The organism is Bradyrhizobium barranii subsp. barranii, from assembly GCF_017565645.3.
Taxonomy (GTDB): domain Bacteria; phylum Pseudomonadota; class Alphaproteobacteria; order Rhizobiales; family Xanthobacteraceae; genus Bradyrhizobium; species Bradyrhizobium barranii.
The window spans coordinates 6226510-6241706 of the sequence record NZ_CP086136.1 but is presented as its reverse complement, the minus strand read 5'-3'; the positions used below and the strand labels follow the sequence as shown (position 1 = coordinate 6241706).

Genomic DNA, 15197 nt, shown 5'->3' with positions numbered 1-15197 from the left:
GAGCGCCGCGAGGATCGCCGTGACGCGCGCCAAGTGCGCCGCGAGGGTCGCCGTGAGGCGCGCCAAGTGCGGCGCGGAGTTACGCCGGCGCCAGGAGTTACGACGGGGGCAGCTAAGTAGCTTGGCTAGAGCGTAGTGGGTCGATAGGTCATCATCTTCGCTCATCGTCCCGGTGCAGCGCGTGCAGTAGCTCGCGTGCATGAAGGGAAGCCGACATTTATGAGTACACGCCCTAGAAACCGCAGATAGCCTTCCGCGCAAACTACGGGAGGGGGCGGGGCAAAAGTCCAGAAAGTCCGGGTCCGCGGACCGGCGCCCAACTCATTCGGGGATTTTTTTCTTGTGAGCGATGTTTTCGACCTCTTCGGCAATCCGGTTCGCCTGCGCCAAGGTCAGCGCGGGCGGCCGCCTTATGAGCCGAGCGAAGAAGATCGCAACAAGATCAAGCTGTTGCTTGCGCTGGGCAAGTCGATCGGGATCATGGCGAACGCGATCGGCGTCTCGCCGGCGACCGTGAAGCGGTATTTTAGAGCCGAGCTCAAAGTTCGCGACGCGATGCGCGACCGCATGGAGACGGCCTATGCGCTGCAGCTCTGGCGCGGCGTCCAGGACGGCAACGCCGGCGCGATGCGCCTGTGGCTCGCCTATGTCGAGCGCAACGACCGCATGCAGGTTGAGACCGACATGGCGGCGCATCCCGCCGACAAGCCCGCGGCCGAACGCATCGGGAAGAAGCTGGTCGACGAGCAGCGCGCGCTCGATGCCGACGCCGACCTGATGGCCGAGCTGGAACAGGAAGCGAATGCTGTCCACTGAGATCCTGCCGCGCTTCGCCTGCCCGGATTGGTGGCAGCGCATCCAGGCGGGCCAGATCCCGATGGCCGAGGTGCCGTTGAACGACGCCAAGGCCGCGAAAGCCCTGGCGTTCTTCAACCGGCTTCGGCTTCCCGACGTCACCGGCAATCCGCCGATGTCGGAAGCCTGCGGCGAGTGGTTCAAGGACATCCTTGTCGCCTTCCTGGCCAGCGAGGATCCCGCGTCCAGGCGCCGCCTGGTGTGGGAGCTGCTCTGCATGGTGCCGAAGAAGAACTCGAAAACGACCTATGTCGCCGCGCTCGGACTCACTGCGCTGTTCATGGAGGAGGCGCCTAACCGGCAGATGCTGCTGGTCGCGCCGAGCCAGAACATCTCGGAGCGTTGCTTTGAGCAGGCGCAGGGCATGATCCGCCTCGACAAGCGGCTCGACGCGATCTTCAAGGTGCAGGATCACCTGAAGTGCATCACCCGCCGCAAGACCGGCACCAAGCTCGACGTCAAGACGTTCGACACCACGATCGTCACCGGCGAGATCCCGATCCTGACCATCATCGACGAGCTGCACGAGCTCGGCAAGAAAGCCAAGGCGGCGGCCGTGATGCAACAGATCCGCGGCGGCGGCATCACCATGCAGGGCGGCCAGGTGCTGATGATCACGACGCAGTCCGACGAGCCGCCGGCGGGCATCTGGCGCACCGAGCTGAAGAAGGCCCGCGCGATCCGCGACGGCGTCGGCGGGCCGAATCCAATCCTGCTGCCGGTGCTGTACGAATATCCGCAGGCACTTCAGCGCGACCAGGAGTACTGGCGCGACGTCGACAACTGGGCCCCGCTGCTGCCCAATCTCGGCCGCTCGATCGACCCGCAGCGCCTAGCCGAGGACTACCAGAACAACGGCAAGGTGAACGAGGAGGCCGAGCAGATCTGGGCCTCGCAGCACCTCAACATCGAGATCGGCGTTGGCCTCGGCGCCGATGGCTGGCGCGGCGCGGACTTCTGGGAGGCCGCGGTCGACCCGACCTTGACCCTGGAATCGCTGCTTGCGCGCTGCGACGTCGTAACGCTCGGCGCCGACGGCGGCGGACTCGACGATCTGCTTGCGCTCGCTGTCATCGGCCGCGATCGCGTCACGCGCGAATGGCTGTCCTGGTGCCATGCATTTGCCGATCCGAAGGTGCTGGAGCGCCGCAAGGAGATCGCGCCCGTGCTGAAGGACTTCGAGGCCGAGAAATCGCTGACGATCGGCGATGGAGCCAAGCGCCACGCGCGCTTTGTCGCGCTGGTGAAGCAGGTTCGGGCCTCCGGTCTGCTGCCCCAGAAGGACGCCGTTGGCGTCGACCCGAACAACGCCGCGGCCGTGTTCGAGGCGTTGGCAGAGGGTGGCATCGAGCCCGCGCAGATCCGCCGGCTGCTGCAAGGCCCGGCCCTGGCGCCGGCGATGTACGGGCTCGAGCTGAAGCTCGACGACGGCACCTTCTGGCACGCTGACCAGCTGCTGATGGCGTGGGTGATGGGCAATGCCAAGGTCGAGCCCCGGGGCAATCATCTGATGATCACCAAGCAGATCTCCGGTCGCGCCAAGATCGATCCGCTGATCGCGCTGTTCGAAGCCACAATTTTGATGAGCTGGAATCCGCAAGGAACGCTCGACGTCAGCGACTTTCTCAAAAACGCCGTGATGGCCTGACGCCATGAGCTGGCTAACATCGTGGTGGCAAAAGCCTGCGCTGAAAGTGCAGGATCCCGAGAATTCGCGGCGCGGTAAGGGCGACACCTGGGCCGGCCGGGACGTCGGGCCGAACGGCGCGATGCAGCTGTCGGCGTTCTGGTCCTGCGTCCGCCTCAACAGCGAGACCATCAGCACGCTGCCGCTCGGCATGTATGAGAAGCAGCGGGACGGCAGCAAGGCGCCGGCGGACGGCCATCTGCTCTATGGCGTGCTGCATGACAGTCCTAACGCGGACCAGACCGCGGCCGAGTTCTGGGAAGGGCAGGTGATCTCGCTGTGCGTCTTCGGCAACGCCTATTCGTTGAAGGACAAGCGGGAGGATGGTTCGATTATCTCGCTGACGCCGCTGTCGGCGGCGCCGGGGGACATGGACCGCAAGCGCGACGACAAGGGTGTTCTGCGTTACAGCTTCACCCATCGCGGCAAGCGATACATCGGCCTGACAGAGGATGATGTCTTCCACATCCGCGGTTTTGGCGACGACGGCAACGGCGGCGGTCTCTCGGTGGTCGCATTCGCGCACCAGAGCCTGTCGATCGCCGAGGCGATCGCCGCGTCCGCCGGCGCGACCTTCCGCAACGGCATGAAGAGCTCGATCTTCTTCACCTCGCCGCCAGGCGTGAAGATGGATCAGACCCAGCGCAACGACTTCCGCAAGGCCTTCATTGATCCCTATGTCGGCGGGGAGGCCACCAATGCCGGCCTCCTTGAGCAGGGCTTCGACGTCAAGTCCGTCAGCCTGCCGCCGAAGGATGCCGAGATGCTGCTGACCTGGCGCTTCTCGATCGAGGAGATCTGCCGCTGGCTCCGCGTGCCGCCGGTGCTGATTGGCCACTCCGCCGACGGGCAGACCATGTGGGGCAGCGGCATCGAGCAGATCATGCTGGGCTGGCTCACGCTCGGCCTGCGGCCGTATCTGACGCGCATCGAACAGGCCATCAAGAAGCGCCTGGTGCTGCCGAAGGAGCGTGGGAGGATATTCGCGGAGTTCAACGTGGAGGGGCTGCTGCGCGCCGACAGCGCCGGCCGCGCCGCGCTGCTCTCCTCGCTGGGGCAGAACGGCTACCTCACACGCAACGAAGGCCGCGCCCTCGACAACCGCCCGCCAATGGATGGCGGCAACGTCCTGACCGTGCAGTCCAACCTGGTGCCGCTCAACATGCTCGGCAAGGTACCACCCAAGGCGGTGCAGCCGGCTCCCGGAGAACCCGTGCCATGAAGACCAAGAACGCCGACGCCTCGATGCGCACCAAGGACTTCGCCTTCAAGGTCAAAGCCGCCGGCGAGACCGGCGCGATCGAAGGCTATGCGTCCGTGTTCGGCGTGCGCGACAGCTACAACGAGGCGGTGATGCCGGGCGCCTTCGCCGACAGCCTGGCCAAGCACACCCGCGAGGGCACCTATCCCTTGATGCTGTGGCAGCACAATCCGGACGAGCCGATTGGCGTCTGGAACGAGATGTCCGACGACGGCAAGGGCCTTTTTGCCAAGGGCCAGCTGCTGCAGGGCGTGCGCCGCGCCGACGAGGCGCTGATCATGCTGAAGGCCGGCGCCGTCCAGGGGATGTCGATCGGTTATCGCGAGGTCGACGTCGAGCCGTCGAACGCCGGCGAGCCGCGCAAGCTGCTTAAGCTCGACCTACTCGAGGCCTCGATCGTGTCATTTCCGGCGAACCGCCGGGCCCGTGTCGATAGCGTCAAGAGTGACGGCCGTCTCTCGGAATTCGCGCAGCGCCTGCGCGATGGCGAGCCGCCGTCCATCAAGGAATTCGAGGATGTCCTGCGCGAGGCAGGCATTCCGAAAGCCATGGCCGTACAGATCGCCTCTGTCGGCTATGCGAAGGCTGTTCGGAGCGAGTCCGAAAGCAGCGGCGAGGCGATCAAGTCCGCGCTATCCGACGCGCTCGCGTCGCTGCGCTCCATCACCACCAAAACCTGAGGAACATCACATGAAGCGTTTTACGCCGTTGCTGGCGTTTGCCTGCATCGTGGCGATCGCGATCGTCGCGGTCACCGTGTTCGACTACTCCGCTATGTCGCATGCCCACGGCTTCGCGGGCCTGGTCGCTGACGCTGGCGGCATCGCGGCCCTCGAAAAGCAGATCGGCGAGCTCGCGACCCAGCTCAAGACCGCCGCCGACGACGTCAAAAAGTCGGCCGAGACCACGCAGACCGAGCTGAAGAACCTCGGCACCACCACGACCGAGACCAAGAAGGCGGCCGACGAAGCGCTGGTCAAGCACAACGAGATGAGCCAGCGCATGACCGAGCTCGAGCAGAAGATGACCCAGCTGCGCCAGGGCGGCGGGCCGGAGAAGGCGAAATCGCTTGGTGAGACCGTGGTCAGCGACGATGCGGTGAAGGCCTTCCTCGCGGGCGGCCGCAAGGGCCGTGTCTCGGTTGCCGTCAAGGCGATCATCTCGGCGGCGACGACTGTCGCAGACGGCTCCGCCGGCGACCTGATTGTGCCGACCCGCGTGCCCGGCATTGTGGCGCCGCCGCAGCGCCGCATGACCATCCGCGATCTCTTGACGCCCGGCCGCACCGACAAGAATGCGATCCAGTACGTCAAGGAGACCGGCTTCACCAACAACGCCGCAACGGTCTCGGAGACGACCGGCGCCACCAAGCCGCAGTCCGATATCCAGTTCGATATCGTCAACTCGGGAGTGTCAACCATCGCGCACTGGGTGCTGGCCACCAGGCAGATCCTGGACGACGTGCCGCAGCTGCAGTCCTACATCGACGGTCGCCTGCGCTATGGCCTGCAGTATGTCGAGGAGGGCCAGCTGCTGAATGGTCCCGGCACCGGCACCGACCTCAACGGCATCTACACCCAGGCGACCGCCTATTCGGCGCCGATCGTGCCGTCCGCGGCCGGCAACCTGACCAAGATCGACGTCATCCGCCTGGCGATCCTGCAGGCCTTCCTGGCGGAGTACCCGGCGAACGGCATCGTGATGCATCCGTCCGACTGGGCCGACATCGAGCTGACCAAGACCGACGTCGGCGACTACCTGATGGCAAATCCGCAGGGCGGTATCGAGCCGCGGCTGTGGCGCCTGCCGGTGGTCGAAACGCAGGCCATGACGGTCGATCGCTTCCTCACCGGCGCCTTCAATCTCGGTGCGCAGATCTTCGACCGCGAGGACGCCAACGTCGAGATCTCGACGGAGGACAGCGACAACTTCCGCAAGAACCTGGTCACCATCCGCGCCGAGGAACGCCTGGCGCTGGCGGTATATCGGCCGGAGTCCTTCATCAAGGGCACGTTCTCGACGGCACTCGCTTCCTGATCAAGGGTGGGCGGCGAGATGAGGGGAGAGCCCGGGCTGGCAACGGCCCGGGCTTTTCCGTGTCTAGGGTAGGGGCAGAGCAAACCAGGAGCGAGGGCCATGAAGCTGCGAATGACGGAACAACTGCACATCAGCTCGGTGTCGCGGGACACGCTGGTGCCTGGCGCCGAGATCGAAGTCAGCGATGCGCTCGGCGAGGAGCTGCTGACGAAGCATCCCGACAAGGTCGAGCGGATGAAGGCTGAGCGCAAACCGCGCAACAAGGCCGAGAAGCCCGAGGGCAACAAGTAGACGCGACAGTTTCCAAGGAAGCGGGCACTCCGCCCGCCGACGACCCCGGCGCTACCAACGCGCCACAACCGAGAAGGACGAGCATCCATGCGTCGATACAAGGTCAGCGTCACCACGGACGGCAGCGGCAACGCCACTGCCTACAGCCCTCGCATCGCCGGTGAGATCCACAGCATTCAATACGTCAAGGATGGTTCGAACGGCTACGCCAATGGCGTCGACTTCACCATCACCGCGGAAGCGACCGGCGAGAACATCTGGACCCAGGCGGACGTCAACGCCTCGGCAGTCGTCTATCCGCGCGCCGCGACCCATTCTCAGGCCGGTGTGGCCGCGCTCTACGCCGCCGGCGGCACCGGCGTCTTTGCCCGCATCGGCATGGCCAGCGATCGCGTCAAGATCTCGTTGGCCCAGGGCGGCGCCACCAAGCTCGGCGCGTTTCACATCTTGGTCGCCTGATCGAAGCGCGCGGGTCTTAAGGCCCGCGCATCATCTAAAAAAATGCTCCACCGAGCGTCTCGATTGCGGCTACGGCGGCAGATCCGCGCGCTTTCACGTGTCGATTCATCTTCAGACAATTAAAGAGCCGCGCTGAGCAAACTAGGACGTGTACTCATTAAACGGTTGGCCGACTGATGTCCGCTCAACCCCCAACAGCGGCGGAAGAGCGGACCTTGCCCGAAGTCGCAGAAGGGCCACAAGCGGACCTCTTCATCGCTCGCCTTTTCGTTGCCGATGAGCGTATTCAGCCCCCCATCCAAGGCCGAGGGTAACTGAGATTAGCGAGCCAAGGAGCACGCCGAGCTTCGCGGCATCCAGCAGCTTGTCGTCGGTGAAGGCGAGCATGGCGATGAAGATCGACATGGTGAAGCCGACACCAGCCAGGAGCCCTATGAGGCAGATGCCGCCCCATGATACGCCCGGTGTCAGACGGCACCAGCCCGTGTACACCGCGAGCCACGTAGCACCGACTACGCCGACCGGCTTCCCCGCACACAGGGCGAGGGCAACACCGAGCGTCACGAGCTGGCCGCCACCGCTTAGGTCCATGCCCTTGAAGCTGACACCCGCATTCGCCAGCGCGAAGAGCGGCATGATGGCATAAGCGACCCAGGGATGCAGCGCTGTCTCCACACGGATGACCGGCGGCTCGATCTCCGGGCTGGGCGAGCGTACCGGTGTGATCAGGCCAAGCACGACGCCTGCAAGTGTGGGATGAATCTCGGCCATGAGGAATCCCGCCCAGACGATCAAGGCCGGCACGATGTAGGCGAATGCGGAGCTAAGCCCGATCCGCTGGAAGCCAAGCGCCATGAGAACGCCGAGCGCGGCAACGGCGAAGCCGCTGGGATCAAGTCCGCTGGTGTAGAATAGCGCGATGATGAGAACCGCGATGATGTCGTCAATGATAGCAAGCGCCAGCAGAAAGACCCGCACGTTGCCTGGAATGGATTTTCCGAGCAGCGCCAGCACGCCGACGGCGAACGCGATATCCGTTGCGGTAGGTATCGCCCAGCCATGGTCACGCGCCGGAGCGGCATTGAAGCAAAGATAGATCAGCGCAGGAACAACGACCCCGCCTAAGGCCGCCAGCACGGGCAGAATAGCCTGATCGAATTTGCTCAGCGCGCCCTCATGGATTTCACGGCGGATTTCCATGCCGACGACGAGAAAGAATACCGTCATCAACGCGTCGTTGATCCAGAAATGCAGCGGTCTCTCGAAGGCAAACCTGTCGAGGCGAAGCGGAATCGATAGGTTCCATACGGCGTGATAGGAATGGGCAAAGGGTGAGTTGGCCCATAGCAAAGCCGCTGCCGCAGCCACGAGCAGCACGATACCGCTGACGGCCTCGATATGCAGGAAATGCTGGAGTGTTGCGAGGGCCCTGTCGAAAAGCGGTTTCGGCAGGCCGTTGGTTGGCAAATCCTGGGCGGGCAACTGATCGTTCATGGGCATACACGCTCCGCGTGGCGGCCCGACCATCGCTTAACCTGTCGCTGCTCAATGCAGCGAGCACCCATGCGCCCTTATACATCGTGAGGGCAACAATTCAACCTTGCAAGAATGCCCCCAACAAGCCGACTCACCGCTTACAAATCACGCGCGTGGTTCGATAATCGCATTTGCCGCCCTTGGATTCAAATTCGGGAGCCGACATGATTTCGTAGCGGCTACATGCCTTCTTTGCCACCGTCTCTAGGCTGCCGGCGCAGCTCACGAAATCTGTATGATAAGAGCAAGCATCCTCGTTTTCGCCCTGGCAGACCAAAAGATCTGTCGGCCGGTAGAGGTACGTGACTCCGATCCAAATCATCAGACCGAGAAGACTGAGCAGTAGAGCCCCCACAGCGGCCAAAGCGATTTTCAAAGGTCGATACTCCAGCATGACACGGCTAGACAGTCAGAGAGGTCGTTTCTTCGTAGGTTACATAGATGCGATCGATGTCCAACGTTTCTCAACGACACAGGTCGGCTATGGGTCAAAACCGGTAATGCTCTGATCGATCCGAATATTTCCGCTTAGTCCCCAAGATCGGACATCTGCGAGTTAATGAGTACACCCTAGAGAGTGAAGATGCGATTATCGCAGCAATGGACCTTGCGGCGGCAACCCGTTCACACTCCCCTCAAGGGTGAGGCCGCCGGTCCTCGATCACAGCCAGGACGCCGTTGACGAAGGCCTGACATTCGGCGTGGGTCTTGAAGGTGCCTTTGTATCTGCCGAACAAGAAGACGGTTCGGCCGTGGCCCTTGCCAAAGAAGTACTGTCCGACGTGCTCGCCGCGTTCGTCTTTGAGTTCGATGTTTCCGATGCTTTGAGCTGATTTGAGGTCCGTCTCAGGAAGCTTGACCGGCACAACAGTTCTCCGCGGGGGCAGGTCGAATTACGCCGCAGAGGAACGCCGCGCCGCGATCACCGCTTACACTGAAAGCAAAATATGGGTGAGCCCAAATTGAGGGCAGCCTAGCACTCCGGCCGGCATCAGCAAGGTCGGCAGCCCAACACCATCGAGTCGCTGAAGCCGCTCCAGAGGGTCGTAAAAGTCCATGACTGCCATCCTGATCACGGCGCCGGACACAGACGTCTTGACCCGCGACGAGGTCAAGCGGCACCTCCGCGTCGATTTCGACGACGACAATGATCTGATCGACGGCATGACCCAGGCGGCCGTTGACCAAGTCGATCCCGCCGGTGGCGGCTGGCTCGGCCGGGCGCTGCGGCCGCAGACCTGGGAGCTGCAGCTGGCGGGCTTCTGGCAGGCCGATTGTTGCTCGGACGATTATCCGCTCGGCGCGATCGTGCTGCCATACCCGCCGCTGATCTCGATCGACAGCGTGACCTATCTCGATTCCGCCGGCGCAACGCAGACGCTGGCGTCCGTCAGCGGCTATCGCGTGCTTGGGCAGGGCTCCATCAAGCGCCAGGCGATCGCGCCGCCCTTCGGCCAGAGCTGGCCCGCGACGCGGAACGATGCCGGGTCGGTCAAGATCCGATTCACATGCGGCTATCCCGTAGCGAACCCCGACGCCGATCCGGCCGTGGTCGACCGCCTGCCGGCGCCGGTGAAGGCCTGGCTGAAACTCTACATCGGCGCGCTGTACCAGAACCGGGAGAGCTTCGTCTCGGACTCGCGCCAGCAGGTGGTCGAGCTGCCGGCTCACATCATGCAGATGATTTCGACCTCGCGCATCTACGGCTAACCAACAGGAGACCATCCATGGCCGACCTTACTATCACTGCCGCCAGCGTCGTGGCGGGCTCGAACGCCGTCAAGAAATCCGGTGTCGGCGGCGAAGTCATCGCCGCCGGCAAGACCGTCTATCTGTCGTCGACCACCAAGAAGTGGATGCTCGCAGACAGCAACTCCGCAACCGCCGAAGCCAAGAAGGCTGGCGGCATCGCGCTCAATGGCTGCGCGCTGGATCAGCCGATCGTGGTGCAGACCGCTGGTGACATCACAATGGGTGCGACGCTCACGCCTGGCGCGCGCTACTATCTCAGCGAGACGCCTGGCGGCATCCAGCCAGAGGCGGATCTCGGCGCCGGCGAGAACGTCTGCCTGCTCGGCCTCGCCAAGTCGGCGACCGTGCTGTCGATCGACATCCAGGCGCCGGGCGTCACGCTTTAAGCCATGTCCCAGGCCGGCGCGCTTCGCCACCGCATTGCCTTCGATCGGCGTGAAGACGTCGACGATGGCTATGGAAACACCCAGTCCGAATTTGTCGAGCAGTTCGTGGTCTGGGCCGGTGTCGAGGCGCGTTTCGGCGGCGAGACCGTGACGGCGGCGCGCCTGTCCGGGCAGCAGCCGCTGACCATCACGGTCCGGCGCAGCGAGCAGACCGCCCGCATCAAGACGGACTGGCAGGCGCGGGATACCCGCACCGGAGAGACTTACAACATCCGTTCGATCGCCGACCCCACCGATGCCGGCGCGTTCCTCGAGCTGCTGTGCCAGGCGGGCGTTGCCACGTGAAGACGATCCTGATGACCCGCACATTCGACTATAGGCCGCGACGGGCCGTCATCGTCGTTTATGCCGCCGGCAAGCGCTATGAGCGGGTGCCGGAGGCCGCGGTCCGCGCCATCGTCGCTGCCGGCGCCGGTGAGGTGGTGAAGAAGCCGGAGCAAGGCGCGTGACCAGTCCGTCGCTGGAGCTGCAGGGCGTCGTCGTGGCGCGTCTGAAGGCCTATCCCGGGCTCACGGATCTGATTGATGGACGCGTCTTCGATCGTGTTCGGGCGGACGCGGCGTATCCCTACGTCAGCTGGGGCCCGGAGCAGGCGATCAGCGGCGACGCCGATGGCATCACCGGCTTCGATATCACCATTCAGATCGACGCCTGGTCGCAGAAGGTCGGCCTGCCGGAGGTCAAGCGCGTGGCCGAGCAGGTGCGACTGGCACTGACCGAGCAGGAGCTCGAGCTCAAGGACAATGCGCTGGTGCTCCTCGAGCATCGGCAGACCAGGATTCTACCCGAGCCGGACGGGCTCACTAGTCATGCCGCGATCGAGTTCGCGGCGTTCATCGAGCAACCATAGGAGACCGACGATGGCGAAACCGACCACGGCGCGATTTGGCAAGTTCAGGGTGTTTCTCGGCGACGGTGGATCGCCGATCGTCTACACCGCCCCGTGCGGCTTCACCTCGAAGTCGCTGACGCTGACCAAGAACCTGTCCGAAGTGAACCTGCCGGACTGCGACGATCCCGACGCGGTCGCCTGGGTCGGCCGCGATGCCACCAGCCTTTCGGCGGCGATCGCGGGCGAGGGCGTTCTCGCGGCGGAGTCGGTCGAGACGTGGCTTGAAGCCTGGGAGAGCGTCGACAGCATTCCGGTCAAGGTCGAGGTCGAGTTCCCGGCCAAGACTATCACCTGGACCGGGCTCATGCATGTTGCGGTCTTCACCGCCAGCGCACAACAGGGCGGGCGCGCCACGGCGAACGTCGACATGCAGAGTGACGGCGAACTGACCAGGGTGGTCTCTTGAGCCGCAACGCCTCCGTTACGCTCGACTGGGGGGACGGCACCTACGAGTTTCGCCTCGGCTGGGGCGAGCTCGCCAAGCTGCAGGAAGCCTGCGATGCCGGACCGTTCGTCATCCTCGATCGACTGCGCAACGGCACCTGCCGCCTCGAGGACATCTCGGGCGTCATCCGCTGGGGCCTGGTCGGGGGCGGCAAGACGCCGGTCGAGGCCACCAAGCTGGTTCGGCTGTATGTCGAGGACCGGCCGCCGGCGGAGAACCGGCTGACGGCCTACGCCATCATGGCGGCTGGCTGCACGGGTGCTCCCGAGGAGCAGATCGAAAAAAAATCGCCAGCTCCGGATCGAGAATCGACGATCTCCCCAACGGAAAGATCCGGTTCGGAGCGCTCTACGGACTAGGCGCGAAACTGCAGATGACGCCGCAGCAGATCGACGCGATGTCGATGTGGCAGTTCTTCGCGCTGGTGGCTGGCGCCAGCGAGGAGAGCGGTGCTTTGACCGCCGGCGAAGCGGACGAGCTCTGGGAGTGGCTGAACAGCTGATGGCAAGGCGAATTAATCAGAGCGTCCAGCGCTTCCGCAAGCTCACCGAGGAATTGAAGGCCGAGGTGCACGCGGAGGCCGTCAAGGAGCTGAACGCCCAGGCCGACAACCTTGTTCGGCTGATGGTGCTGGCAGCGCCGCATGACGAGGGCAACCTCGAACACTCCGTTCGCAAGGTGCCCGACCGGACAAAGGACACGGTCGTGCGTGTCGTCGCCGGCGGACGCCTGACCACGCGGCCGGCCGTCTCGAGCAAACCGTTCGACTACGCCCGCGCCGACGAGTTCGGAACGGCGAAGATGGCGGCCAAGCCGTTCTTCTTCCCGACCTATCGCCTCACCAAGAAGAAGATGATCTCGGCCATGAAGCGCAAGATCACGAAGTCGATCAAGAGCCGGAGTGCCGAATAGTGGCTGGCAACGACACCGCAGCGCTGGTCGTCGCGCTCTCGGCGCAGCTGTCGCGCTTCGAGCGGGACATGAAGCAGGCCAGCGATATCGCCGACCGCACGGCGTCGGGGATCGAGGACCGCTTCTCCCGGTTGAACCCGGCCGCGTCATCCTTCCTCGGCAACTTCGCCTCGAATCTCGTCACCAAGGGCTTCGAGAAGGCGATCGATCTGGTCCAGGACCTGACGAAGCGCTTCACCGAGCTCGACGCGACGGCCAAGCTGGTCGGCGTCTCGATGAACGAGATTTTCGGCGTGCAGCAGGCCGCCGGCAAGTTCGGCGCGCCGGTCGACGACGTGACAGCCAGCCTGCGCAATCTCGCGGTGCTGCTCGATCAGCTGCAGCGTGGCGAGAAGAACTCGCTCAGCAACCTCTTCGACGCCAACCCGCAGGCGCTGCAGGGCGTCAACGTCCAGGCGCTGAACCTGCAGCAGACCTTCGAGATCGTGTCGAACCTGGTGCAGAACGCCCGCACCGAGATCCAGAAGATCGACCTAGCTAAGGCCGCCGGCCAGACCCAGAGCATGGTTCGCTTCCTCGAGCTCGGCGCCGAGCGCACGACGCAGCTGGCGCGGGCGGCTGCGGACACGGCGCCGGATCTGCAGAAGCTGGCGGACGAGGCGAAGGCGTTCGACGACGCATGGAAGAAGGCGACGGACAACGTCAAGAGTTACCTCGGCCAGAACCTGTTCAGCTTCATCAAGACCGATCTGCAGGACATCGTTTCGCTGCTGCAGCTTGCGGCCAGGTTCCTCGAGCTGTTCAAGGGCGGGCCGCTCGACAGGTTCGCGCAGGATGCCGACAAGGTCCGGGCGGCCGCCGGCACGCTCCAGAACTTCATCGACGCGCGTCCCGCCGGAGGGCAGATCGACGAAAGCGCTGGGCTGAACACCTCGGCGAGTGCGCGGGCTGATCAGCGCGCCTTCAATCCCGCCGGCAAGGGACAGGGAGGCACATCGACACGCGATACGAGCCGCGGGCTCAGCAATGTGCCATTGTCGACCAAAGAGGAGGGCAATGGCAAGGACGCTTTCGATCGCACCGAAGAGCAGATCACGCGCCACACCGCAGTGCTGAAGGCCGATACGCTCGCTGTGGCCGAAAACAATGCCGTCCAGGCGCAGCTGCGCGCCGAATTCGAGCTGCTCAACGCCATCCGCAAGGACGATGGCGAGGTCACGCAGGCGCAAATCGACGCCTACGAGAAGTTCCGCGCCAGCATGAGCGCGACGCAGGCTCTGCAGGCGGCCGGCATCACACTGACCAAGGAGCATGGGGAAGCATTCCTGACCGCGTCGCAGAACATCGGCACGGCCACGGCCGCGATGGATCAGGCTCGCGAGACCGTCAACAAGCTCAACAGTGCCAGCTCCACATTGGGATCGAGCATTTCGACCGCGCTCGGTGACATCGTTTTTGAATCGAAGAATGCGGACGAGGCCCTTAAGAACCTTCTGAAGACGCTGGGTAAGGCCGGCCTGAATGCCGCAGTCGGCTCAATCTTCAATGCACCGTCGAGCGGCGGGCTATCGCCCTTCGCTGGCTTCCTCAAGGGCATCATCCCGGGATTTGCCGAGGGGACCGACTCCGCACCAGGCGGCCTCGCCTGGGTCGGTGAGCGTGGCAAGGAGCTTGTCAATCTGCCGCGCGGCGCCCGGGTCATTCCGAACAACATCGCGCGCCGCGGCGTCGCGGGCGGCACTACTTTGAGCATCGTCAACCAGATCGCCGGCGAGATCAGCCCCGCCACGATCGAGAACCTGCAGCGCGCCCAGATCGCGACGCAGCGGAAGCTCGGCGAGATCTCGAAGGTGCTCGTCTCGACGCAGCGCATGCAGTCGACGGGGGTTGGCTGATGCCGCAGATCTATTTTCCTCGCGCGTTGCTGCGCGAGAAAACCCTCAGCTGGAACCCGCTTGGCGTCGCGGCAACGCCGGGGGTGACGATGGACTCGACGTCGACCTACGTCCGGACCGATGGAGGCGGGTTCTGGTCCTGCGTCATGTCGGATGTCAGCCTTTCGGGTCCCGGCAAGGGTCGGGAGCGGCAGCGCCTGTCGACGTTGCTCTGGCGCGCGGTGCGGCAGGTCTGTGATGGCGGCGTCAACAATATCGTGGTGCCCCGCAATGACGCGTTGTTCATTCCCTATCCGCCCGGCATCGCGCGCGCCGTGACCGTGCCGCACAGCGACGGTTCGAGCTTCAGCGACGGCACCAGCCACTATCAGGCCATGATCGATATTGTTTGCGACGGCGGTGCGGATCTGCGCGCGACCAGCATGGCGATCGACATTCGCCTGGCGGCCGAGCTCGTCGGCGGCGAGAGCTTTTCGGTTCGCCATCCGACTGTCGGCTGGCGGCTCTATGAAATCGCGACCGTCGTCTATGCCGACGATGATCATGCGCATGCGACCATCACCTTCGGGCCGCCGCTGCGCGAGGCGGTCGGGGACGGCGAGCAGCTGGAATTCGACCGGCCATGTTGCACGATGCGGCTCGCCAAGCCGGAGTCGATGAATCTCTCGGTCCAGCCCTGGACGTTCAATTCCGCCAGTGTCGATTTCATCGAAGCGCCAGTGAGCTGAT

The 15197-nt window shown here is 64.1% G+C and carries 20 protein-coding genes; 18 read left to right on the top strand and 2 right to left on the bottom strand.

The annotated features are described in order from the left end of the window. Positions 1–342 precede the first annotated feature (342 nt). The 7 genes from J4G43_RS30210 (at position 343) to J4G43_RS30180 (ending at position 6590) form a co-directional block, all read left to right on the top strand. Positions 343–816 carry a helix-turn-helix domain-containing protein gene (locus tag J4G43_RS30210; protein WP_208087210.1) on the top strand — a complete coding sequence of 158 codons (474 nt, stop codon included), beginning with the start codon at positions 343–345 and terminating at the stop codon, positions 814–816. Continuing rightward, positions 803–2503 (top strand): terminase large subunit domain-containing protein, encoded by a 1701-nt coding sequence (locus J4G43_RS30205; RefSeq protein WP_208087209.1) that lies wholly within the window; start codon positions 803–805, stop codon positions 2501–2503. The genes J4G43_RS30210 and J4G43_RS30205 overlap by 14 nt, the downstream gene beginning before the upstream one ends. A gap of 4 nt (positions 2504–2507) precedes the next feature. Then, positions 2508–3764: a phage portal protein gene (locus J4G43_RS30200; protein ID WP_208087208.1), complete on the top strand. Its 1257-nt coding sequence runs from the start codon at positions 2508–2510 to the stop codon at positions 3762–3764. Next, a complete protein-coding gene (locus tag J4G43_RS30195) occupies positions 3761–4483 on the top strand; it encodes an HK97 family phage prohead protease (RefSeq protein ID WP_208087207.1) in 723 nt (240 codons plus the stop codon). Before J4G43_RS30200 ends, J4G43_RS30195 begins: the two co-directional genes overlap by 4 nt. 10 nt (positions 4484–4493) lie before the next feature. After that, on the top strand, positions 4494–5840 hold the full coding sequence (locus tag J4G43_RS30190) for a phage major capsid protein (RefSeq protein WP_208087206.1): 1347 nt from the start codon (positions 4494–4496) through the stop codon (positions 5838–5840). A gap of 99 nt (positions 5841–5939) precedes the next feature. Then, positions 5940–6131 (top strand): hypothetical protein, encoded by a 192-nt coding sequence (locus tag J4G43_RS30185; RefSeq protein ID WP_208087205.1) that lies wholly within the window; start codon positions 5940–5942, stop codon positions 6129–6131. 87 nt (positions 6132–6218) lie between these two features. Next, on the top strand, positions 6219–6590 hold the full coding sequence (locus J4G43_RS30180; RefSeq protein WP_208087204.1) for a hypothetical protein: 372 nt from the start codon (positions 6219–6221) through the stop codon (positions 6588–6590). Positions 6591–6842: 252 nt separating this feature from the next. On the opposite strand, the gene nhaA is transcribed toward J4G43_RS30180, so the two are convergent. Together nhaA and J4G43_RS30170 are read right to left on the bottom strand one after the other, a co-directional pair. After that, the gene (gene nhaA, locus J4G43_RS30175; protein WP_208087203.1) at positions 6843–8084 is read right to left on the bottom strand and encodes a Na+/H+ antiporter NhaA; all 1242 of its coding nucleotides are present in this window, start codon (positions 8082–8084) and stop codon (positions 6843–6845) included. A 677-nt stretch (positions 8085–8761) separates the two neighbouring features. Beyond that, the gene (locus J4G43_RS30170) at positions 8762–8992 is read right to left on the bottom strand and encodes a hypothetical protein (protein WP_208087202.1); all 231 of its coding nucleotides are present in this window, start codon (positions 8990–8992) and stop codon (positions 8762–8764) included. A 190-nt stretch (positions 8993–9182) separates the two neighbouring features. On the opposite strand from J4G43_RS30170, the gene J4G43_RS30165 reads away from it, so the two are divergent. Genes J4G43_RS30165 through J4G43_RS30120 form a run of 11 tightly spaced genes read left to right on the top strand, consistent with a single transcriptional unit; the run spans position 9183 to position 15196 of the window. After that, positions 9183–9836 (top strand): head-tail connector protein, encoded by a 654-nt coding sequence (locus J4G43_RS30165; RefSeq protein ID WP_208087201.1) that lies wholly within the window; start codon positions 9183–9185, stop codon positions 9834–9836. Between the two features lie 17 nt (positions 9837–9853). After that, complete coding sequence (locus tag J4G43_RS30160) at positions 9854–10264, top strand: hypothetical protein (RefSeq protein ID WP_208087200.1); 411 nt, start codon at positions 9854–9856, stop codon at positions 10262–10264. Positions 10265–10267: 3 nt separating this feature from the next. After that, positions 10268–10609 (top strand): head-tail adaptor protein, encoded by a 342-nt coding sequence (locus tag J4G43_RS30155; protein WP_208087199.1) that lies wholly within the window; start codon positions 10268–10270, stop codon positions 10607–10609. 11 nt (positions 10610–10620) lie between these two features. Beyond that, positions 10621–10773 (top strand): hypothetical protein, encoded by a 153-nt coding sequence (locus J4G43_RS30150; RefSeq protein ID WP_208087198.1) that lies wholly within the window; start codon positions 10621–10623, stop codon positions 10771–10773. After that, the gene (locus J4G43_RS30145) at positions 10770–11174 is read left to right on the top strand and encodes a DUF3168 domain-containing protein (protein WP_208087197.1); all 405 of its coding nucleotides are present in this window, start codon (positions 10770–10772) and stop codon (positions 11172–11174) included. Before J4G43_RS30150 ends, J4G43_RS30145 begins: the two co-directional genes overlap by 4 nt. Positions 11175–11184: 10 nt before the next feature. Then, the gene (locus J4G43_RS30140; protein WP_208070264.1) at positions 11185–11622 is read left to right on the top strand and encodes a phage tail tube protein; all 438 of its coding nucleotides are present in this window, start codon (positions 11185–11187) and stop codon (positions 11620–11622) included. Continuing rightward, entirely contained in the window at positions 11619–12020 is a 402-nt protein-coding gene (locus J4G43_RS30135) for a gene transfer agent family protein (RefSeq protein WP_208087196.1), read from the top strand. The genes J4G43_RS30140 and J4G43_RS30135 overlap by 4 nt, the downstream gene beginning before the upstream one ends. A 14-nt stretch (positions 12021–12034) precedes the next feature. Beyond that, positions 12035–12163 (top strand): hypothetical protein, encoded by a 129-nt coding sequence (locus J4G43_RS55380; RefSeq protein WP_256461298.1) that lies wholly within the window; start codon positions 12035–12037, stop codon positions 12161–12163. Beyond that, a complete protein-coding gene (locus tag J4G43_RS30130; RefSeq protein WP_208087195.1) occupies positions 12163–12573 on the top strand; it encodes an HK97-gp10 family putative phage morphogenesis protein in 411 nt (136 codons plus the stop codon). Before J4G43_RS55380 ends, J4G43_RS30130 begins: the two co-directional genes overlap by 1 nt. Beyond that, entirely contained in the window at positions 12573–14468 is a 1896-nt protein-coding gene (locus J4G43_RS30125; RefSeq protein WP_208087194.1) for a hypothetical protein, read from the top strand. The genes J4G43_RS30130 and J4G43_RS30125 overlap by 1 nt, the downstream gene beginning before the upstream one ends. Next, positions 14468–15196: a hypothetical protein gene (locus J4G43_RS30120; RefSeq protein ID WP_208087193.1), complete on the top strand. Its 729-nt coding sequence runs from the start codon at positions 14468–14470 to the stop codon at positions 15194–15196. The genes J4G43_RS30125 and J4G43_RS30120 overlap by 1 nt, the downstream gene beginning before the upstream one ends. The last annotated feature ends 1 nt before the right edge of the window (position 15197 follow it).

Coding starts and splice junctions, on each gene's coding strand:
- J4G43_RS30205 (WP_208087209.1), top strand. CDS start 803: ATGCTGTCCACTGAGATCCTGCCGCGCTTCGCCTGCCCGGATTGGTGG.
- J4G43_RS30200 (WP_208087208.1), top strand. CDS start 2,508: ATGAGCTGGCTAACATCGTGGTGGCAAAAGCCTGCGCTGAAAGTGCAG.
- J4G43_RS30195 (WP_208087207.1), top strand. CDS start 3,761: ATGAAGACCAAGAACGCCGACGCCTCGATGCGCACCAAGGACTTCGCC.
- J4G43_RS30190 (WP_208087206.1), top strand. CDS start 4,494: ATGAAGCGTTTTACGCCGTTGCTGGCGTTTGCCTGCATCGTGGCGATC.
- J4G43_RS30185 (WP_208087205.1), top strand. CDS start 5,940: ATGAAGCTGCGAATGACGGAACAACTGCACATCAGCTCGGTGTCGCGG.
- J4G43_RS30180 (WP_208087204.1), top strand. CDS start 6,219: ATGCGTCGATACAAGGTCAGCGTCACCACGGACGGCAGCGGCAACGCC.
- nhaA (WP_208087203.1), bottom strand. CDS start 8,084: ATGAACGATCAGTTGCCCGCCCAGGATTTGCCAACCAACGGCCTGCCG.
- J4G43_RS30165 (WP_208087201.1), top strand. CDS start 9,183: ATGACTGCCATCCTGATCACGGCGCCGGACACAGACGTCTTGACCCGC.
- J4G43_RS30160 (WP_208087200.1), top strand. CDS start 9,854: ATGGCCGACCTTACTATCACTGCCGCCAGCGTCGTGGCGGGCTCGAAC.
- J4G43_RS30155 (WP_208087199.1), top strand. CDS start 10,268: ATGTCCCAGGCCGGCGCGCTTCGCCACCGCATTGCCTTCGATCGGCGT.
- J4G43_RS30150 (WP_208087198.1), top strand. CDS start 10,621: ATGACCCGCACATTCGACTATAGGCCGCGACGGGCCGTCATCGTCGTT.
- J4G43_RS30140 (WP_208070264.1), top strand. CDS start 11,185: ATGGCGAAACCGACCACGGCGCGATTTGGCAAGTTCAGGGTGTTTCTC.
- J4G43_RS55380 (WP_256461298.1), top strand. CDS start 12,035: ATGACGCCGCAGCAGATCGACGCGATGTCGATGTGGCAGTTCTTCGCG.
- J4G43_RS30130 (WP_208087195.1), top strand. CDS start 12,163: ATGGCAAGGCGAATTAATCAGAGCGTCCAGCGCTTCCGCAAGCTCACC.
- J4G43_RS30120 (WP_208087193.1), top strand. CDS start 14,468: ATGCCGCAGATCTATTTTCCTCGCGCGTTGCTGCGCGAGAAAACCCTC.